Genomic DNA, 17,510 nt, shown 5'->3' on the forward strand with positions numbered 1-17,510 from the left:
CCAGCCGAACGTAACAGCCGATCAGTTCCGCTACCAGAGGGGGATGTTCAGATCTGATCGGAATGAAACGGGCCGCAACACTGCCGCAACACCCCGGCTGCGGACCGGTGCAACACTCTGACCTGCCGCTTCCCCGACCCGGGCGAAGCGGCGCGCCCCGCACCCCGGGCGCGGCCCACCGGCCGCGCCGCGACCGCGTTGCGCGAACCTGCTGCAACCACCCCTTGAGCGAAGGCAAATCACCATGTCCACCAGGTGCACGAACGATGCCACCGCCCCCGGCGGTGGCTGATGCACCGCTACCTGGCACAGCGCCTGGCCTACTACGCGGTGCTGCTGGTCGCCGCCGTCTTCCTCTCCTACGCGCTCGCCTCCGGGGCCCTGCAGCCCCGCACCTACTTCGAGTCCAAGGTGCCCCGGCCGGCCGCCGCCTCGGTCGACCGCCAGCTCACCGCGCTCAACATCAACGACCGCACCCCCGTGGTGGAGCGGTTCGGCCACTGGGCCGGCGGCGTCCTGCTGCACGGCGACCTCGGCCGCACCATCCACGACACCCCCGTGAACGACGACTTCCGCCGCCGGGTCCAGGTCTCGCTGCGGCTGCTGCTGATCGGCAGCGTGCTGGGCGTGCTGCTCGGGGTGGCCGGCGGCGCCTGGAGCGCCGTCAAGCAGTACCGGATCACCGACGGCGCGCTGACCGTGGTCTCCTTCGTGCTGCTCTCCACCCCGGTCTTCCTGCTGGCGCTGCTCCTGAAGAACGGCGCCATCGCCGCCAAGGACATGGCCGGCCACGAGGTGGTGCCGTTCACCGGCTACGAGACGCCCGGACTCACCGGCGGGCTCGGCGCCCACCTCGCCGACTGGGGCCTGCACCTGCTGCTGCCGACCCTCTCGCTCGCCCTCGGCGGCCTCGCCACGTACAGCCGCTACCAGCGCGGCACCATGCTCGACGTGCTCGGCTCCGACTACCTGCGCACCGCCGAGGCCAAGGGCCTGACCCGCAACCGGGCGCTGCTCAAGCACGGCCTGCGGACGGCCGTGATCCCGATGTCGACGATGTTCGCCTACAGCTTCCTGGGCATCTTCACCGGCGCCGCCTTCACCGAGACGATCTTCGGCTGGCACGGCATGGGCGAGTGGTTCATCCAGTCCATCAACGAACAGGACGTCAACGCGGTGGTCGCCGTCAACCTCTTCGCGGCGGTGGTGGTGCTAGCCTCCGGCTTCCTCGCCGACACCCTGCACGCCGCCCTGGACCCGAGGGTGCGCCGCTGATGACCGACGTCCCGCAGAGCGTGACCGCCCCGGCCCCGGCGCCCGCCGTTCCGCGGCGCCCGCCGGGCCCGGCCGGCCGCGGGCGGCTGGTGCTCGGCCGGCTGCTCGGCGCCCGCTGGGCGCTGGCCGGTGCGGTGACCGTCCTGCTGCTGTTCGCGCTCGCCTTCGGCGGGCCCTACCTGACCCCGTGGGACTACGCCGCGCCGGACTACACCGCACTGCGGCAACCGCCGTCCGCCGCGCACTGGTTCGGCACCAACGGGATCGGCCAGGACGTCTTCGCGCAGACCCTGCGGGGCCTGCAGAAGTCCCTGGTGATCGGCCTGCTGGTGGCGCTCTTCTCGACCGCCCTGGCCTCCCTGGTCGGCGCCTGCGCCGGGTACTTCGGCGGCTGGACGGACCGGCTGCTGATGTTCCTGGTCGACCTGATGCTGGTGCTGCCGAGCTTCCTGGTGATCACCATCGTCTCGCCCCGGCTGAAGGGCTCCGGCTGGATCGGCTTCGTCGCGCTGCTCGCCCTGTTCAACTGGATGATCACGGCGCGGGTGGTCCGCTCGATGACCATCTCGCTGAAGTCCCGCGAATTCGTCCGCGCCGCGCAGTTCATGGGGGTGCGGCCGCTGCGGATCATCCTGCGGCACATCCTGCCGAACACCGCCTCCTTCCTGATCACCGACGCCACGATCGCCGTCGGCGGCGCGGTGATGAGCGAGACGGCCCTGTCCTACTTCGGCTTCGGCGTCCGCGCGCCGGACGTCTCGCTCGGCACCCTGCTCGCCGCCGGCACCTCCGAGGCCCCGGTCTTCCCCTGGCTCTTCTACTTCGCGGCCGGCCTGCTGGTGCTGTTCGTCCTGGCGGTCAACCTGATCGGGGACGGGCTGCGCGACGCGCTGGACCCCACCTCCGGGGCCGCCCGCCCCGCCCGGCGGCCCCGGCGCGGCCGCCCGGCCGGCCGGAGCGCGGACCCCGGGGGCGAGGTGAAGGCGGATCGCGGCGCCTCGGGGGCGAGCGCGCCTCGACCGGCCCGCCCCACGACCCCCCGCAGCAACCGGAGCAGCAGTTGAGCACCGCCGTCGGCACCGACCTCCTGACCGTCCGCGACCTGCGGGTCGACTTCGCCGGCCCGCGCGGCCGGGGCCCGGTGCCCGCCGTCCGCGGGGTCGACCTCACCGTGCGGCGCGGCGAGACCCTCGGCATCGTCGGCGAGTCCGGCTCGGGCAAGTCGGTCACCGCGCTGGCGGTGCTCGGGCTGCTGCCGGGCACCGCGGACGTCCGCGGCTCGGTGCGCCTGGACGGCCGGGAGCTGGTCGGCCTCCCCCGGGACACCCTGGCCCCGATCCGCGGCCGCCGGATGGCGATGGTCTTCCAGGACCCGCTCTCCGCCTTCACCCCCGTCCACCGGATCGGCGACCAGATCGTCGAGGCGCTGCGGATCCACCGGCGGATCGGCCGCCGCGCCGCCCGCGAGCGCGCCGCCGAACTCCTCGACCTGGTCGGCATCCCCGATCCCGGCCGGGCCCTGGACAGCTTCCCGCACGAGTTCTCCGGCGGCATGCGCCAGCGCGCGATGATCGCGATGGCCGTCGCCAACGACCCGGACCTGCTGCTCGCCGACGAGCCCACCACGGCCCTGGACGTCACCATCCAGGCCCAGGTGCTGGACGTGCTGCGGACCGCCCGGCGGGAGACCGGCGCCGCGCTGGTGCTGGTCAGCCACGACCTGGGGGTGATCGCGGGCATGGCCGACCGGGTCGCCGTGATGTACGCGGGCCGGGTGGTGGAGAGCGCCGGCGTGGACGAGCTGTTCGCCCGGCCCCGGCACCCGTACACCCTCGGGCTGATCGGCGCCGTCCCCCGGGTGGACACCCGGGGCGGCCCGCTGGTGCCGATCCCCGGGGCCCCGGCCCCGATGGGCGCGCTGCCCGCCGGCTGCCCGTTCGCCGCGCGCTGCCCGCTGGTGCAGGACCGCTGCCGCACCGCCGAGCCGCCGCTGTCCGGCACCGACGGCCACCTCGCCGCCTGCGTCCGGGCCGGCGAACTGGCCGCCCGCGGGCCCGCCCCGACCGAGATCTACCCGATGCCGCCGGTGCCCGCCGCTCCCCCCGCACCGCCCCGGGCGGAGCGCGCGCCGGTGCTGCGGGTCAGCGGACTCACCAAGACCTTCCCGGTGCTCAAGGGCAGCGTGTTCCGGCGCCGGACGGGCGAGGTGTACGCCGTCGACGGCGTGGACCTGGACATCCGGGCGGGCGAGACCCTCGGACTGGTCGGCGAGTCCGGCTCGGGCAAGTCGACCACCCTGTTCGAGCTGCTGAACCTGGCGAAGCCCGAGTCCGGCCGGATCGAGTTCCTCGGCCAGGACACCGCCGGGCTCACCCGGGCCGCCGCGCACCGGCTCCGCGCCGAACTGCAGATCGTCTTCCAGGACCCGACGGCCGCCCTGGACCCCCGAATGCCGGTCGGCGACATCGTCGCCGAACCGCTGCGCGCGCAGCGGACCCCCCGCGAGCTGGTCGCCCTGCGGGTGCCGGAGCTGCTGCGCCAGGTCGGGCTCGACCCGGCGCACGCCGCCCGCTACCCGCACCAGTTCTCCGGCGGGCAGCTCCAGCGGGTCTCGATCGCCCGTGCCCTCGCCGTCCGGCCCCGGCTGCTCGTCCTGGACGAGCCGGTGTCCGCCCTGGACGTCTCCGTCCAGGCGGGCGTGCTCAACCTGCTGCAACGGCTGAAGGCCGACCTCGGCCCGGCGTACCTGTTCGTCTCGCACGACCTGTCGGTGGTGCGCCACCTGGCCGACCGGGTCAGCGTGATGTACCTCGGCCGGACGGTCGAGCAGGGCGAGGTCTCCGCCGTCTTCGACCACCCGCGCCACCCCTACACCCGCGCCCTGCTCTCCGCCGTCCCGCTGCCGGACCCGGCCGCCGAACGCGCCCGCGAGCGCGTGCTGCTGGCGGGCGACCCGCCCTCGCCCACCGAGCGGCACACCGGCTGCCGGTTCCGCTCCCGGTGCCCGGTCTACGCCGCGCTGACCGACGACCGCCGCACCGCCTGCGAGCAGCGGTCGCCGGTGCTGGCCGAGGCCGCGCCGGGCGCGGACCACGCGGCCGCCTGCCACCACCCGGACGCCCGCTGACGCACCGCCCGCACTGCCCGCAGAGACCGCCGGGGCCACCGGGGCCACCGGGACCACCCGGGCCGCCGACACCGTCCCGGTGCCCGGCCCGTGGCCCCGTGTCACCCGTTCGCGCCGCCCGACAGGCGGACCCGACGGGCCGTCAGTAGCGTCCGGAGCAGTCGCACCCACGCCTGCACGGAGGAGCCCCGGTGGCAGTGACCGAGCCGGCGGACGCCCCGCCGCACGAGCGTCCGCCCGACCCGGGGCCCGGCCGGCCGGTGACCGTCCGGGCCTCGCTGGTGGCCGCCGGGGTGACCGCGCTCCTCCTGGTCGCCGTCGTGCTGGGCAGCCGGGGCCTGCGGGACTTCGACTCCGCCCTCGTCCCCTACACGGTGGCGACCCTCTTCCTCGCCTTCGGCGTCGCCTACCGGTACACCGTCTGGGTGTCCGCGCCGGCCTCCCGCCGCCTCTTCCGCAAGGGCCGGCAGGCCGCCCTGTCCTGGCGGAACCTGCGCGAGGCGCCGACCGCGCTGCCCCGCATGACCGCCACCTACCTGGGCTTCCAGAAGTTCCTCGGCGCCCGCTCGCACGCCCGCTGGCTGGCCCACCAACTGATGTTCTGGGGCTGCCTGCTGGCCGCCGCGATCACCTTCCCGCTCACCTGGGGCTGGTTCACCTTCACCGCCTCCAGCGCTGCCGGGCCCGGCTACGAGATGCGGATCTGGGGCTTCAAGGTGCTGGGCTTCGACTCCGCGAGCCTCTTCGGCTGGGCGATGTACCACGGCCTGGACCTCGCCGCCGTCCTGGTGATCGCCGGCGCCGGGTACTTCCTCCACCGGCGCTTCCGCGACCGCGGCGCGATCACCGGCCAGCGCTTCGGCTACGACTTCGTCCCGCTGATCGCGCTGCTCACCATCTCGGTCACCGGGCTGCTGCTGACCTTCTCCGAGGTGGCCCTGGACGGCGGCGGCTACGAGTTCCTGTCGATCCTGCACATGGCCTCGGTGGTGCTGACCCTGGTGTACCTGCCGTTCGGCAAGTTCTTCCACATCGTGCAGCGCCCGGCCGCCGTCGGGATGCAGCTGTTCAAGTACACCGCCCGTCGGCACCCCGGCGGGGAGCTGCTCGCCTGCCGCAGGTGCGGCGAGCCGGTCGACACAGCCCCCTACGTGGAGAACCTGCGCGCCACCATGCGGGACCTGCGGCTCGGCTTCGATGGCTGGGCCGAGTACTGCCCGCGCTGCAAGCGGGTGCTGCGCGGCACCGCGTACCTCTCCCAGGTGAAGCGGGGATTCAGATGACCGGCCGGCCCGTCCCGCTCGACCCGCCCCCGCCGCTCGACCCGGCCGTCGCCCCGCCCGGCACCCGCGACTTCCGCGACGCGGGCGGCCTGCCCGCCTCCGGCTGGCGGGCCGACCAGGCCGAGCAGACCCTCGTCCCCACCCACTGCTGCTTCTGCGGCGTGCAGTGCGGGATGTACCTGCGGGTGAACGCCGCGGGCAAGGTCTTCGGCGTGGAGCCGCGCAACCACGACATCAACCGGATGCGACTGTGCCCCAAGGGCATCAACGCGTACCAGCAGGTCAACCACCCGGACCGGCTGACCGCGCCGCTGCTGCGCCGCTCCCGCGAGGATCCGTTCCGGGAGGTCGGCTGGGAGGAGGCGCTGACGTACACCGTCGAGGAGATCCGGCGGATCCAGCGCGAGCACGGGGTGGACGCCTTCGGGCTGCTCGGCGGCGCCAGCCTGTTCTCCGAGAAGACGTACCTGGTGGGCAAGTTCGCCCGGGTGGCGCTGAAGACCCGGCACGTGGACTACAACGGGCGGCTGTGCATGGTCAGCGCCGCCGGGGCCAACAAGCTGGCCTTCGGCATCGACCGTGCGGCCAACCCCTTCTCGGACATCCTGCGGACCGACTGCCTGCTGATCGCCGGCTCCAACGTCGGCGAGTGCTTCCCGGTGATGACCCAGTACGTCTGGGGCGCCCGGGACCGCGGCGCCACACTGATCGTGGTGGACCCGCGCGAGACGGCGGTCGCCCGCACCGCCGACGTCCACGTCGCCCTGAAGTCCGGCACCGACTCGGCGTTCTTCAACGCGGTGCTGCACGTGATCGTCCAGGACGGCCTCACCGACGAGGCCTTCCTCGCCGCCCACGCCACCGGCTGGCCCGAGCTGAAGGCCAAGGTCGCCGAGTACCCGCCGGAGCGGGCCGCGGCGATCTGCGGCGTCCCGGCCGAGCAGATCGTCCAGGTCGCCCGGCTGTTCGGGACGGCCGGGCGGGCGATGGCCTGGCACGCGCGCGGCATCGAGCACCACACCCAGGGCGTGGAGAACTGCCTGTCCGTCATCAACCTCTGCGCGGCCACCGGGAACCTGGGCCGGCCCGGCGCCGGCTACGGCACCATCACCGGGCAGGGCAACGGGCAGGGCGGCCGCGAACACGGCCAGAAGTCCGACCTGCTGCCCGGCGGCCGCTCCGTCAACGACCCGGAGCACCGCCGCCAGATCGCCGCGATCTGGGGCATCGAGGAGGCCGAACTCCCGCAGGCCGGCACCTCGATGATGGAGATGGTCTGGCAGATGCAGCGGCGCGAGATCCGCGGGCTGATCGGCATCTGCAACAACCCCTTCGTCTCGCTGCCCAACTACGCGGTGGTCAAGGACGGGTACGACAAGCTGGAGTTCCACGCCCAGTTCGACTTCTTCCTCTCCGAGACCTCCGCCAACGCCCATGTGGTCTTCCCGGTGACCACCTGGGCCGAGGACGAGGGCGTGATGGCCAACGCCGAGGCCCGGGTGGTCAAGCACAACAAGGCCCAGGAGCCGCCGAGCGGGGTGCGCACCGACACCTGGGTGATGTGCGAGCTGGCCCGCCGGCTGGGCGTCGGCGACAAGTTCGTCTTCGCCGGCTCCCGGGAGGTCTTCGACGAGCTGCGCCGGGCCTCGGCCGGCACGGTGATCGACTACTACGGCATCACCTACGAGCGGCTGGAGGAGACCGGCGGCATCGCCTGGCCGTGCCCGGACACCTCGCACCCCGGCACTCCCCGGCTGTTCGAGGACGGGCGGACGTACCACCCGGACGGCAAGGTGCACCTGCAGGTGGTCGAGTGGCACCCGCCGGCCGACCCGTACGACGACGAGTACCCGATGACGCTCACCACCGGCCGGACCGTCGCGCACTTCCTGTCCGGCAACCAGACCAGACGGCTCGGCGCGCTGGTCGAGCAGACCCCGCGGCCCTGGGTGGAGGTCCACCCCTCGCACGGATTCCGTAACGGCGAGGCGGTCCGGGTGGTGACCAGGCGCGGCGCGTCCGTGCTGCCGGCCCTGGTGACCGAGGCGATCCGGGCCGACCACGTCTTCGTGCCGTACCACTGGCCCCACCCGGTGGCGGCGAACGCGCTGACCAACGACGCCCTGGACCCGCGCTCCAAGATCCCCGAGTACAAGGTCTGCGCGGTGCGGATCGAGCGCGCGGAGGGGCTCGACCCCGTCCCCGCGCCGCCGATGCCGCCGGGCCGCGAGGCCTACCCCGAGGCGCAGCGCTCCCGCAGCGACCCGCTGCCGCCGACCGCCCCGCAGGGCCGCGGCACCGCCGAGAGGGGCTGACCGGCATGCTCGGACGCACCATCTTCATCGACCCCGGCCGCTGCATCGGCTGCCAGGCCTGCGTCTCGGCCTGCCGGGAGTGCGACTCGCACCGCGGCAGGTCGATGATCCACCTGGACTACCCGGACGAGGGCCGCTCGGTGGCCTCGCTGCCGACCGTCTGCATGCACTGCGAGGACCCGGTCGCCCCCTGCGCCGAGGTCTGCCCCGCCGACGCGATCCTGATCACCGCCGACGGCGTCGTCCAGGAGGCCGACCCGACCCGCTGCATCGGCTGCGCCAACTGCGTCAACGCCTGCCCGTTCGGCGTCCCGAAGATCGACCTGGAATCCAAGCTGCAGATGAAGTGCAACCTCTGCTACGACCGCACCTCGTACGGGCTGGCGCCGATGTGCGCCACGGTCTGCCCGACCGGTGCGCTGTTCTACGGGTCGCTGGAGGAGTTGCAGGCCGAGCGGCCCGGGGTGGACGTCTCCACCATGTTCGCCTTCGGGGCCGTCACGGTGAGCACCGGCGTCGCCATGGTGGTGCCCGCCGAGCAGCGGGCCGCCCCGCTGCCGGGCGGGCTGCCCGCCGGCGGCCTGCTGGTCGCGGACGTGCTGGCCGGCACGGTGGACGACGGCTCCCGCTCGGACGGACGGCCCGCGAGCGGGCCGGCGGACGGCGGGCGGCCGACCGGCGGCCTGCTCAGGGTGATCGAGGTCAACGGGCGGCCCACGCCCGGGAACGGAGCACCGGCGTGAGCGGACCGACACCCGAGGAGCAGGCCCTGGTCGACCGGATCAGCGCCGACTCGCTGACCACCCGCCGGGACTACCTGCGGATCGTCGCCACCGTCTCCGGCGGCCTGGCCGTCGGCTCGACCCTGGTCTCGGCCGGCGTCCTGCACCGGCACGGGGACGGCAGCGCCGCCCCGCTGAAGGTCGCCGACCGACTGCCCCCGGGCGAGGCCGTCACCTTCGACTACCCGGGCGAGGACGACCGCGCGATGGCGATCCGGCTGGCCGACGGCACGCTGGTCGGCTGGTCCACCGTCTGCACCCACCTGGCCTGCGGCGTGCTCTGGCGGGACGACCACCCCGAGCAGGACGGGCTGTACTGCCCGTGCCACGAGGGCGTGTTCAACGCCCGGACCGGCGAGGTCACCTCCGGTCCGCCGCCCCGCCCGCTGCCCAAGGTGCTGGTGGTGGAGGACGAACTGGGCGCGGTCTGGGCGGTGGGCACGGCGCGTTCGGGCGAGAGCGAGGAGGCCGGTCTCTGCCGCGGCCTGCGCGGACGCAACCCGGCACTGGCGCAGCGGGCCGGCTGCGGGGGGCAGCCGTGAGCTACCCGCCCGAGTACTCCCCCGGCAGCGCCGAGCCCTGGCTGAACCGGCCGGTGCCGGAGCGGTACCCGCAGATCCGCGCCACCAGCGGCTACGCCGACCCCCGGGTGCGCCGCACCGGGCCCGGTCCCGGCGCCGGCACCGAGCAGGAGCCCGAACGCTCCGCGATGCTCACCGCCAGGGTGGTCGTCGCCATCACCGTCGTGATCGGCCAGCTGTGGGCGCTGACGGTGGCCACCAACGCCTGGATGGAGGGCCGCACCGCCACCGCCTGGTGGTCCACCGGGTTCTCGGCGGCCTCCTTCCTGGTCGTCCTGGTCGCCTGGCGGATCGGCCCGCGCGACCGCTGACCCCGGGCCGGCCGGCCGGGTTCCCGCGTCCCGCCGGCCCGCCCGTCCGGTCACCCGTCGTGACCGGACGGTGGCGATTCGGCGGATCCGCTCACCGGCGTGTAATGTCTTCCGGGTCAGCAGGCGCCGCTAGCTCAGTTGGTTAGAGCAGCTGACTCTTAATCAGCGGGTCCGGGGTTCGAGTCCCTGGCGGCGCACAGACAGCCGAGAGGCCCTTCGCGAGAGCGAAGGGCCTCTCGGCGTTTCACCGCCGGCCGCACCGGGCAAGGGCGGCGGCAGGACCGTGCCCGGCACCGGACAGGAGACGCCCGTGACCCAGCCGTACGTCCGCACGATCCCCGAGGAGCTGGTGCTGGTGTGCGCCGAGCCGGCCGGCGGAGTGGTCCGGATGCGCGGCGGGTTCCACCGGGTCCTGGCCGGCGCGGTGCTCGCCGAGCTGCTGGTCGGCGGCGCGATCGCGGTGGAGGGCAGGCACATCACGCAGTACCAGCCGTTCGCCGGCCAGGATCCGGTGGCGGCCGGGGTGCTGGCCCGGCTGGGCGAGGCCGGCAAGCGGCGGCGCCCGCCCTCCCTCGACCTGGCGGTGCGGCGGATCGGCCGGGACGCCGTGGGGCCCGTCCTGGCTTCACTCACCGCCCGCGGCCTGCTGAACACCGAACGGCGGCGTTTCCTCGGGGTCGTCCCGTACCGGCGCCACCGGGTGGTGCCGCCGACGGCGGGCCGGGAGATCGCCGCCCGGATCCGGGCCGCCGTGCTCGCCCCGGGCACCGCCGGCGAGCGCGACCGGCAACTGGCCGGGCTGCTGGCGGCGGGCGGACTGGCCCGGCAGGTCTTCCCCGGGCCGGCCGGGGCGGACGTCCGGCGCGCCCTGAGGCCGCTGGGCCGGGAGCTGCCGATCGCCCGGGCCGTGCAGCGGGTGACCAGCTCGGACGCGGCCGCCGCCAACTCGGGCTGAGCCCCGGCGCCCGCGCGGCCCGGCCGGGGACGGCCTCGGACCACCACGGAATCGGCCGTTCCGCCCGCGCGCGGGCGGGCGTTTCGTCGCGACCGGGCGGAGCGTGTATTGTTCTCCAGGTCAGCAGGCGCCGCTAGCTCAGTTGGTTAGAGCAGCTGACTCTTAATCAGCGGGTCCGGGGTTCGAGTCCCTGGCGGCGCACAGACAGCCGAGAGGCCCTTCGCGAGAGCGAAGGGCCTCTTCGCGTTGCCCCCGCGACGGCACCGGGCGGCCGGGCAGCGGACGTGAGAGGCGCCACATCGGGCAAAAATAGGACAAAGGTCCCTGGCCCTTTACGCGAACACCTGTGCAGGCTGGCACGATCCGCCCGCAGGAAAGGCCCGCTGCTTTGCCACGTACCTCCCGGAGTGAGCGCAGCGCGCCGTCCAGCAAGAGCCCGTCCGGCCGCCGCCCCCGACGCACCGGCCCGCGGCGGCTGATCCCCACCTGGCGGGTCACGGTGGCCGGCCTGGTCGCCTCGCTGCTGCTGGGGATCGGCGGCTTCGTCCTCGCCGTCTCCCTGGTGCAGGTGCCCGACGCGCACGCGGCGGCGGTCGCGCAGAGCAACACCTGGCTCTACCAGGACGGCTCGGTGATCGCCCGGACCGGGCAGACCAACCGGCAGAACGTCGCCCTGGACAAGGTCTCCCCCGCCGCGCAGCACGCCGCGCTGGCCGCCGAGGACCGCGATTTCTACCACGAGGGCGCGGTCAACGTGCCCGGGCTGCTGCGGGCGGCGGTCAAGACGGCCAAGGGCGAGGGCACCCAGGGCGGCTCCACCATCACCCAGCAGTACGTGAAGAACACCTACCTCAGCCAGCAGCAGAGCGTCGGCCGCAAGGTGAAGGAACTGTTCATCGCCCTGAAGGTGGACGCCACCGAGACCAAGGACGACGTCCTCGCGGGCTACCTCAACACCTCGTACTACGGCCGCGGCGCCTACGGCATCCAGGCCGGCGCCCAGGCCTACTTCGGCGTCGACGCCGCCGCGCTGGACCCGGCGCAGGGCGCCTACCTCGCGACGCTGCTCAACGCCCCCAGCGCCTACGACGTCGCCACCGCGACGGCCACCGGCAAGCAGAACGCGATGAACCGCTGGAACTACGTGCTGGACGGGATGGTCAAGGAGAACTGGCTCTCCGCCGACGAGCGGGCCGCCGTGACCTTCCCCGAGGTCAAGGAGCCGCAGGCGGCCCCCGGGCTCTCCGGCCAGGCCGGGTACCTGGTGAACGCGGCCACCGACTACCTGGTCTCGCACCAGATCCTCAGCGAGGCCGCGCTGGCCAAGGGCGGCTACACGGTCAGACTGAGCATCGACCCGGCCCGCGAGCAGGACCTCTCGAACGCCGTGCAGAGCCAGCTCACCGCCAACCTGAAGCCCGAGTCCCGCCCCAAGGACGCAGGCGCCCAGGCGGGCGCCGTCTCGGTGGACCCGAAAACGGGCGCGGTGCTCGCCCTGTACGGCGGCACCGACTACACCAAGCACTTCGTCGACAACGCGGCCCGGCGCGACTACCAGGCCGGTTCGACCTTCAAGGCGATCGCGCTGGCCGCGGCCCTGGACAGCGGCGCACGGACGCAGTCCGGGCAGACCATCGGCCCGCGCACGGTCTACGACGGCACCAGCGGCCGCAAGGTCCGCGGCGGCACCGGAACGCCGTACGCGGCGCCCAACGAGGGCGGCAAGGACTACGGCCAGATCACCCTGCAGCAGGCCACCGACTGGTCCGTGAACAGCGTCTTCACCCAGCTCGCCCAGGACACCGGACTGGAGAAGGTCCGGGACACCGCGGTCGCGCTGGGTCTGCCCGCCGGCACCCCTAGCCTCGGCGCGCAGCCGTCCCTGCCGCTGGGCGTGGCCACGCCCAGCGTGCTGGACATGGCCGGCGTGTACGCCACGCTGGACAACGGCGGGCGTCAGATCACCCCGTGGCTGGTGCAGTCGCTGGAGTACGAGGGCCGGCCGATGGCGCTGCCCGCGCCGCAGGTCACCCAGGCGATCAGCGAGCAGACCGCGAACCGGGTCACCGCGATGCTGCGGGGCGTCGTCGACGACCCGGGCGGCACCGGGTTCCGGGCCCAGGCGCTCGGCCGCCCGGCGGCCGGCAAGACCGGGACCACCGACGACCAGAAGTCCGTCTGGTTCGTCGGCTACACCCCGGAGCTGGTGACCGCCGTCGCCCTGTTCGGCCAGGACCCGGCGACCGGCGCGCAGGTCAGCCTCAGCGGCACCGGCGGGACGGACGGCGCGGCCGGCGGGCAGTACCCCGCCCAGATCTGGACCGCCTACATGAAGGCCGCCCTCAAGGGGACGCAGGTGACGAGCTTCCCCGTCGTGGCGGGCCAGGCCGACGGCGGCTCCGGCCGCGGGGCCGCCACCACCCCCTCGGCGAGCGCCTCGCCCTCGCCGACCCCCTCGGCGCCGGCCACCGAGAGCGGCGCGCCGACCGCGGGCAGCGGCGGGGCGGGCCCCTCCGACCCCTCGGGGCAAAGCTCCGGGGCCTCCACCGGATCCGGCCGGCCGGGCGGTCAGGGCGGCGGCGCGACCACCCGCCCGGGCGGCGCCTCCGGTGCTCCCACCGGCCCGGCCGCCACCACCCCGGCCGCCACCCCGCGGCCGAGCCGGACGCCGTCCACCGTCCCGGCCCAGCCCTCGGCCCCGGCGCCCGGCCCGGCGCAGCAGGGCGGGGCGGCCGCCAACGCGGCGGCGGGCGACGGCGGTTAGCCACCCCGGCGGCGGGCGGGCGGGGCCCGGGCGGGACGGGTACGACCGGCCCGGCGCCGACGGCCCGGGCCGCCTCGGCAGGTGAGGAGCAAAACTCGGGGTAGCACCTTACCGAAATGGCCCCGCGGCTGGCAGAATGCCCCGATGCACAGCTCTCAGTCCCTCCCCCGCGGCGCGTCCGGCCGGTCCCTCGGCCTGACCCTCGCACTGGTCTCGGCCTGCGCCTTCGGCGGCTCCGGCACAGCGGCCAAACCCCTGATCGAGGCCGGACTCTCGCCGCTGCACGTGGTCTGGCTGCGGGTGACCGGAGCGGCCCTCGTGCTGCTCCCGCTGGCCTACCGGCACCGCGCCGCGGTGCTGCGCCGGCCCGGGCTGCTGCTCGGCTTCGGGCTGCTCGCCGTGGCCGGCGTGCAGGCCTGCTACTTCGCCGCGATCTCCCGGATCCCGGTCGGGGTCGCGCTGCTGATCGAGTACCTCGGGCCGCCGCTGCTGCTCGCCTACGTCAGGTTCGTCCAGCGCAGGCCGGTCGGCCGGGGCGCGGCGATCGGCGCCGGCGTCGCCGTCACCGGGCTGGCCTGCGTGGTCGAGGTCTGGAACGGGCTGAGCTTCGACGCCCTCGGCGTCCTCTTCGCGCTCGGCGCCGCCTGCTGCCAGGTCGGCTACTTCGTGCTGGCCGACGCGGGCAGCCGGGGCGAGCGCCCGGTCGACCCGATCGCGGTCAGCGCGTACGGGCTGCTGATCGGCGCGCTGGTGCTGACCGTCGTCACCCGGCCCTGGCAGGCCGACTGGGGCATCCTCGGCGGGGACGTGCGGATGAACGGGCACGAGCTGCCCGCGCTGCTGCCGGCCGCCTGGATGGTCCTGGTGGCGACCGTCCTGGCGTACCTGACCGGCGTCATCGCCGTCCGGCACCTCTCACCGCCGGTCGCCGGCGTGGTGGCCAACCTGGAGGCCGTGGTCGCCACCGTGCTGGCCTGGGTCCTGCTGGGCGAGCACCTCGGCGCCCCGCAGCTGGCCGGCGGCCTGCTGGTGCTGGCCGGGGCCTTCGCCGCGCAGACCGGGAAGGCGGACGGCGGCAAGGGGGCCGAACCGACCGGGGAGGCGGGCGCGGCGGGCGCGGCGGTCGTCACCGGGGCCGCGGACGGGCCCCCGGCCGAGGCGGCGGACGAGGCGACGGCCGGCCCGGTGCCGGCCGACCTCACGGCCGGCCCCGCCGGACCGGCCGGCCCCGGGCACGCGATCGGGCACGAGCAGGGCCGGAAGGCGGTCACGCCGTAGGTCAGTGGCCGGCCCAGCCGAACCAGTCCAGGTGCCCGAGCGGCCACACCACGGCCGAGACCGGGCCGACCACGTTCTCGACCGGCACCGCGCCGCCGCCCTTCTCCTGCTGGTGGTAGCGGGAGTCCGCGGAGTCGCTGCGGTGGTCGCCCTCCACCCAGACGTAGCCCTCGGGGACGGTGACCGGCCCGAAGTTCATCCCCGCGCAGGAGTCGTCCCCGCGGAAGAGGTACGGCTCGGAGACCGGCGCGCCGTCGACCTTCAGGGTGGTACCGGAGCACTGCACGGTCTGGCCGCCGGTCGCGATCACCCGCTTGACCAGGTAGTTGTCGTCCTTTGGCGGTACCAGGCCGACGAAGGACAGGACGTCGCCCACCGCTCCGGTGACGGGGTTGCCGCCGCTGGTGGCCTGGGCGGGCAGCCAGTCCCCCGGGTCCTTGAAGACCACCGGCTCACCCGGCTTCGGCTCCCAGCCGAAGAGCGGGGAGAGCTTGTTGACCCCGACCCGGTCGCCGATCCGCAGGGTGTTCTCCATCGACCCCGAGGGGATGGTGAACACCTGGAAGAGGCAGGTCTTGATCAGCAGCGCGACGAGCAGCCCGACCACCACCATGGCGGGGATCTCGGCCCACCAGGGCCAGCGACGGCGGCGGCCCGTCCGGCCGGCGGCGCGGCGCGCCCGGCGCGGGCGGCCGTCGGGGGCGGCTCTGCGGCGGCGGTCGGCCCGGCGCGGGCCGGTCAGCTCGGTCGTCATCGCGTACACCCCTGGGCCGCGGCCGTCCGCGCGGTGCGGGAGGTCGGGGCGCAGGGCCGCGCGGCGCGGTGCACCACCGGTCCGGCTCCGTACCGCTGCCGGGGCTCCCGCCACCGCTGTGCCATCGCCGAAGCCATCGCGAACCGCCTCTCCGGACCGCGGCCGGTCGCCCCGCACCCTGACTGCGCGGGGTACCGCGGTCCACCGGATCAGCCGATCCAGGGAAACAGCACGCTAACGCCAACCATCTGGCGCCACGAAATCAAACATTTAGCCGCAGCCGACACGAACGGCCCCGGAGGGGGGCCGGGCGGCGCGGCCGGGCGGGCGCGGGCGGGGCCGCCCGGCCGCGCACCGCAGCTCAGGCGCGGGCGATGGCCTCGTGGTGGCGGATGACCTCGGCGATGATGAAGGTGAGGAACTTCTCGGCGAAGACCGGGTCCAGGTGGGCCCCGGCCGCCAGTTCGCGCAGGCGCTTGATCTGGTCGCGCTCCCTGGCCGGATCGGCCGGCGGGAGCTTGTGCTCGGCCTTGAGGCGGCCGACCCGCTGGGTGGCTTTGAAGCGCTCGGCCAGCATGTGGACCACGGCGGCGTCGATGTTGTCGATGCTCTCCCGCAGGCTGGTCAGCTCGGCCCGGACGGCATCGTCGATCCCCTCGGGCGTGCCGGCGTCGGGGGTCGTGGCGTGGTCCGTCATCGGGGCGGCTCCGGGGCTGTGCGGGCGGGGTGGCACCCGGCCGGACCGGTGGTCGGGCGCGGGCCCGGGCAAATCTAACAGGGCGGCCCGCGCGGGCTCCCATCATGTGCCCTGGTTGTCCGCGATGCGGACGGACCGGTGGGACGCGGACCACCGGGGCGGCGCCCGGGACGCCGGGCCCGCGCCGGGCCGCCGGGCCCGCGGGCGCGGCCGGTGCCGGGCCCCTCCGCAACGGCCGCCCGCCGACCGCCGCAACCGCGCGGCCGGCGGTCCGGCGCGGGTCCCGCACCGGGCGCCGGCAGCGGCCGTCGGTGCCGCGGGCACCCGACCCGCCGCCGGACCGGCCGAAAACCACCGGCCCTGGCGGATATGACGCTGTGTAAGCGCTCAGAGTGCCGCCCGCAACCGCCGCCGGGCCTGCCCGTAGGCTGTACGCGGCATGACCGGACGTAACCGATCAGCAGTCGCTCAGCACTGGAGGTACCGATCGTGGCAACCACTCGCACCGCCCGCACCGCTTGGGAAGGCAACCTGCTCGACGGCAAGGGCGAGCTGACCCTCGCCTCGTCCGGCATCGGCACGTACCCCGTGTCCTGGCCGGCCCGTTCCGAGCAGGCGAACGGGAAGACCAGCCCGGAGGAGCTCATCGCGGCCGCGCACTCCGCGTGCTTCTCGATGGCGCTCTCGCACGGCCTGGCCGGCGCGGGCAACCCGCCCACCAAGCTCGACACCCAGGCCGACGTCACCTTCCAGCCGGGTACCGGCATCACCGGCATCCACCTCACCGTCACCGGTGAGGTACCGGGCCTGGACGAGGCCGGCTTCGTCAAGGCCGCCGAGGACGCCAAGGCGAACTGCCCGGTGAGCCAGGCCCTGACGGGGACCACCATCACCCTGACCGCCAAGCTGGCCTGACGGCCCGCGCGCTCCCCGGCCGCCACGCCGACGGGCCCCGCACGGGGCACCCGGCTCGACCGGGGAGCGCGCGACCTGCGCACACGCCCCTGACGCGCCTCCTATGACGCATGTCGGGGGCGTCGCCGTGTGCTGACGTACCGGCACAACTGCTCCAAAACCAGGGCGACTCACCCGAGCGGCGGTCACCGCCCGATCCGCGCGCGCTTTATGATCGGCCGCAGCACCCCCGTTCCCCGCCGGGTGCTCCGCGGCGAGCGCCCGGCACCGGGCTCCGGCGGCCATGACAGGTGTGCGGGTTTTCCGGCCCCCGCGGTACTGACAGTCGGCCGGACCAGCGTCAGCAGCGGACGGGAGCATGCCGTGCCGGGCCAGACCGAGGGGGCCGACGCTCACCACAAGAGCGTGCGGCACGAGGGACTTCGACACATCGACGAACGGCGCCGGTGGCCGCATCACGGCGACGCACCGGG

At 74.6% G+C, this 17,510-nt stretch carries 13 protein-coding genes, 2 tRNA genes and 1 pseudogene; 14 read left to right on the forward strand and 2 right to left on the reverse strand.

Translation table 11 applies throughout. The annotated features are described in order from the left end of the window. Positions 1-291: 291 nt before the first annotated feature. The 13 genes and pseudogenes from J2S46_RS15210 to J2S46_RS15270 all read left to right on the forward strand — a co-directional run bounded on the left by J2S46_RS15210 (position 292) and on the right by J2S46_RS15270 (position 14,671). The gene (locus tag J2S46_RS15210) at positions 292-1,275 is read left to right on the forward strand and encodes an ABC transporter permease (protein WP_191290148.1); all 984 of its coding nucleotides are present in this window, start codon (positions 292-294) and stop codon (positions 1,273-1,275) included. Next, positions 1,275-2,339: an ABC transporter permease gene (locus J2S46_RS15215; RefSeq protein WP_191290038.1), complete on the forward strand. Its 1,065-nt coding sequence runs from the start codon at positions 1,275-1,277 to the stop codon at positions 2,337-2,339. Before J2S46_RS15210 ends, J2S46_RS15215 begins: the two co-directional genes overlap by 1 nt. Next, positions 2,336-4,402, forward strand: coding sequence for an ABC transporter ATP-binding protein (locus tag J2S46_RS15220; RefSeq protein ID WP_191290039.1), 2,067 nt, complete (start codon positions 2,336-2,338; stop codon positions 4,400-4,402). The genes J2S46_RS15215 and J2S46_RS15220 overlap by 4 nt, the downstream gene beginning before the upstream one ends. A gap of 197 nt (positions 4,403-4,599) precedes the next feature. Then, complete coding sequence (locus J2S46_RS15225; protein WP_370882312.1) at positions 4,600-5,685, forward strand: MFS transporter; 1,086 nt, start codon at positions 4,600-4,602, stop codon at positions 5,683-5,685. Further along, entirely contained in the window at positions 5,682-8,000 is a 2,319-nt protein-coding gene (locus tag J2S46_RS15230; protein WP_191290040.1) for a molybdopterin oxidoreductase family protein, read from the forward strand. The genes J2S46_RS15225 and J2S46_RS15230 overlap by 4 nt, the downstream gene beginning before the upstream one ends. 5 nt (positions 8,001-8,005) lie before the next feature. Continuing rightward, a pseudogene (locus J2S46_RS15235) lies at positions 8,006-8,572 on the forward strand (4Fe-4S dicluster domain-containing protein); the annotation flags it as partial. Between the two features lie 167 nt (positions 8,573-8,739). Further along, positions 8,740-9,324, forward strand: coding sequence for a QcrA and Rieske domain-containing protein (locus J2S46_RS15240; RefSeq protein ID WP_191290042.1), 585 nt, complete (start codon positions 8,740-8,742; stop codon positions 9,322-9,324). After that, a complete protein-coding gene (locus tag J2S46_RS15245) occupies positions 9,321-9,674 on the forward strand; it encodes a DUF6755 family protein (RefSeq protein WP_229912709.1) in 354 nt (117 codons plus the stop codon). The genes J2S46_RS15240 and J2S46_RS15245 overlap by 4 nt, the downstream gene beginning before the upstream one ends. A 123-nt stretch (positions 9,675-9,797) precedes the next feature. Further along, a tRNA-Lys gene (locus J2S46_RS15250) sits at positions 9,798-9,871 on the forward strand. A 113-nt stretch (positions 9,872-9,984) separates the two neighbouring features. Beyond that, the gene (locus J2S46_RS15255; protein WP_191290043.1) at positions 9,985-10,629 is read left to right on the forward strand and encodes a GOLPH3/VPS74 family protein; all 645 of its coding nucleotides are present in this window, start codon (positions 9,985-9,987) and stop codon (positions 10,627-10,629) included. 127 nt (positions 10,630-10,756) lie between these two features. Then, positions 10,757-10,830 (forward strand) — tRNA-Lys (locus tag J2S46_RS15260). Between the two features lie 187 nt (positions 10,831-11,017). Continuing rightward, positions 11,018-13,393 carry a transglycosylase domain-containing protein gene (locus J2S46_RS15265; RefSeq protein WP_191290044.1) on the forward strand — a complete coding sequence of 792 codons (2,376 nt, stop codon included), beginning with the start codon at positions 11,018-11,020 and terminating at the stop codon, positions 13,391-13,393. Positions 13,394-13,537: 144 nt separating this feature from the next. Beyond that, positions 13,538-14,671, forward strand: a complete 1,134-nt coding sequence (locus J2S46_RS15270) for an EamA family transporter (protein WP_191290045.1) — start codon at positions 13,538-13,540, stop codon at positions 14,669-14,671. 1 nt (position 14,672) lies between these two features. Here J2S46_RS15270 and lepB read toward each other — a convergent pair whose 3' ends face one another. Together lepB and J2S46_RS15280 are read right to left on the reverse strand one after the other, a co-directional pair. Beyond that, positions 14,673-15,425 (reverse strand): signal peptidase I, encoded by a 753-nt coding sequence (gene lepB, locus J2S46_RS15275; protein WP_191290046.1) that lies wholly within the window; start codon positions 15,423-15,425, stop codon positions 14,673-14,675. Between the two features lie 361 nt (positions 15,426-15,786). Beyond that, complete coding sequence (locus J2S46_RS15280; protein ID WP_191290047.1) at positions 15,787-16,122, reverse strand: chorismate mutase; 336 nt, start codon at positions 16,120-16,122, stop codon at positions 15,787-15,789. A gap of 489 nt (positions 16,123-16,611) precedes the next feature. On the opposite strand from J2S46_RS15280, the gene J2S46_RS15285 reads away from it, so the two are divergent. After that, positions 16,612-17,037, forward strand: coding sequence for an OsmC family protein (locus tag J2S46_RS15285; RefSeq protein WP_191290048.1), 426 nt, complete (start codon positions 16,612-16,614; stop codon positions 17,035-17,037). Positions 17,038-17,510: the final 473 nt, after the last annotated feature.

This window comes from Kitasatospora herbaricolor (assembly GCF_030813695.1).
GTDB lineage: Bacteria > Actinomycetota > Actinomycetes > Streptomycetales > Streptomycetaceae > Kitasatospora > Kitasatospora herbaricolor.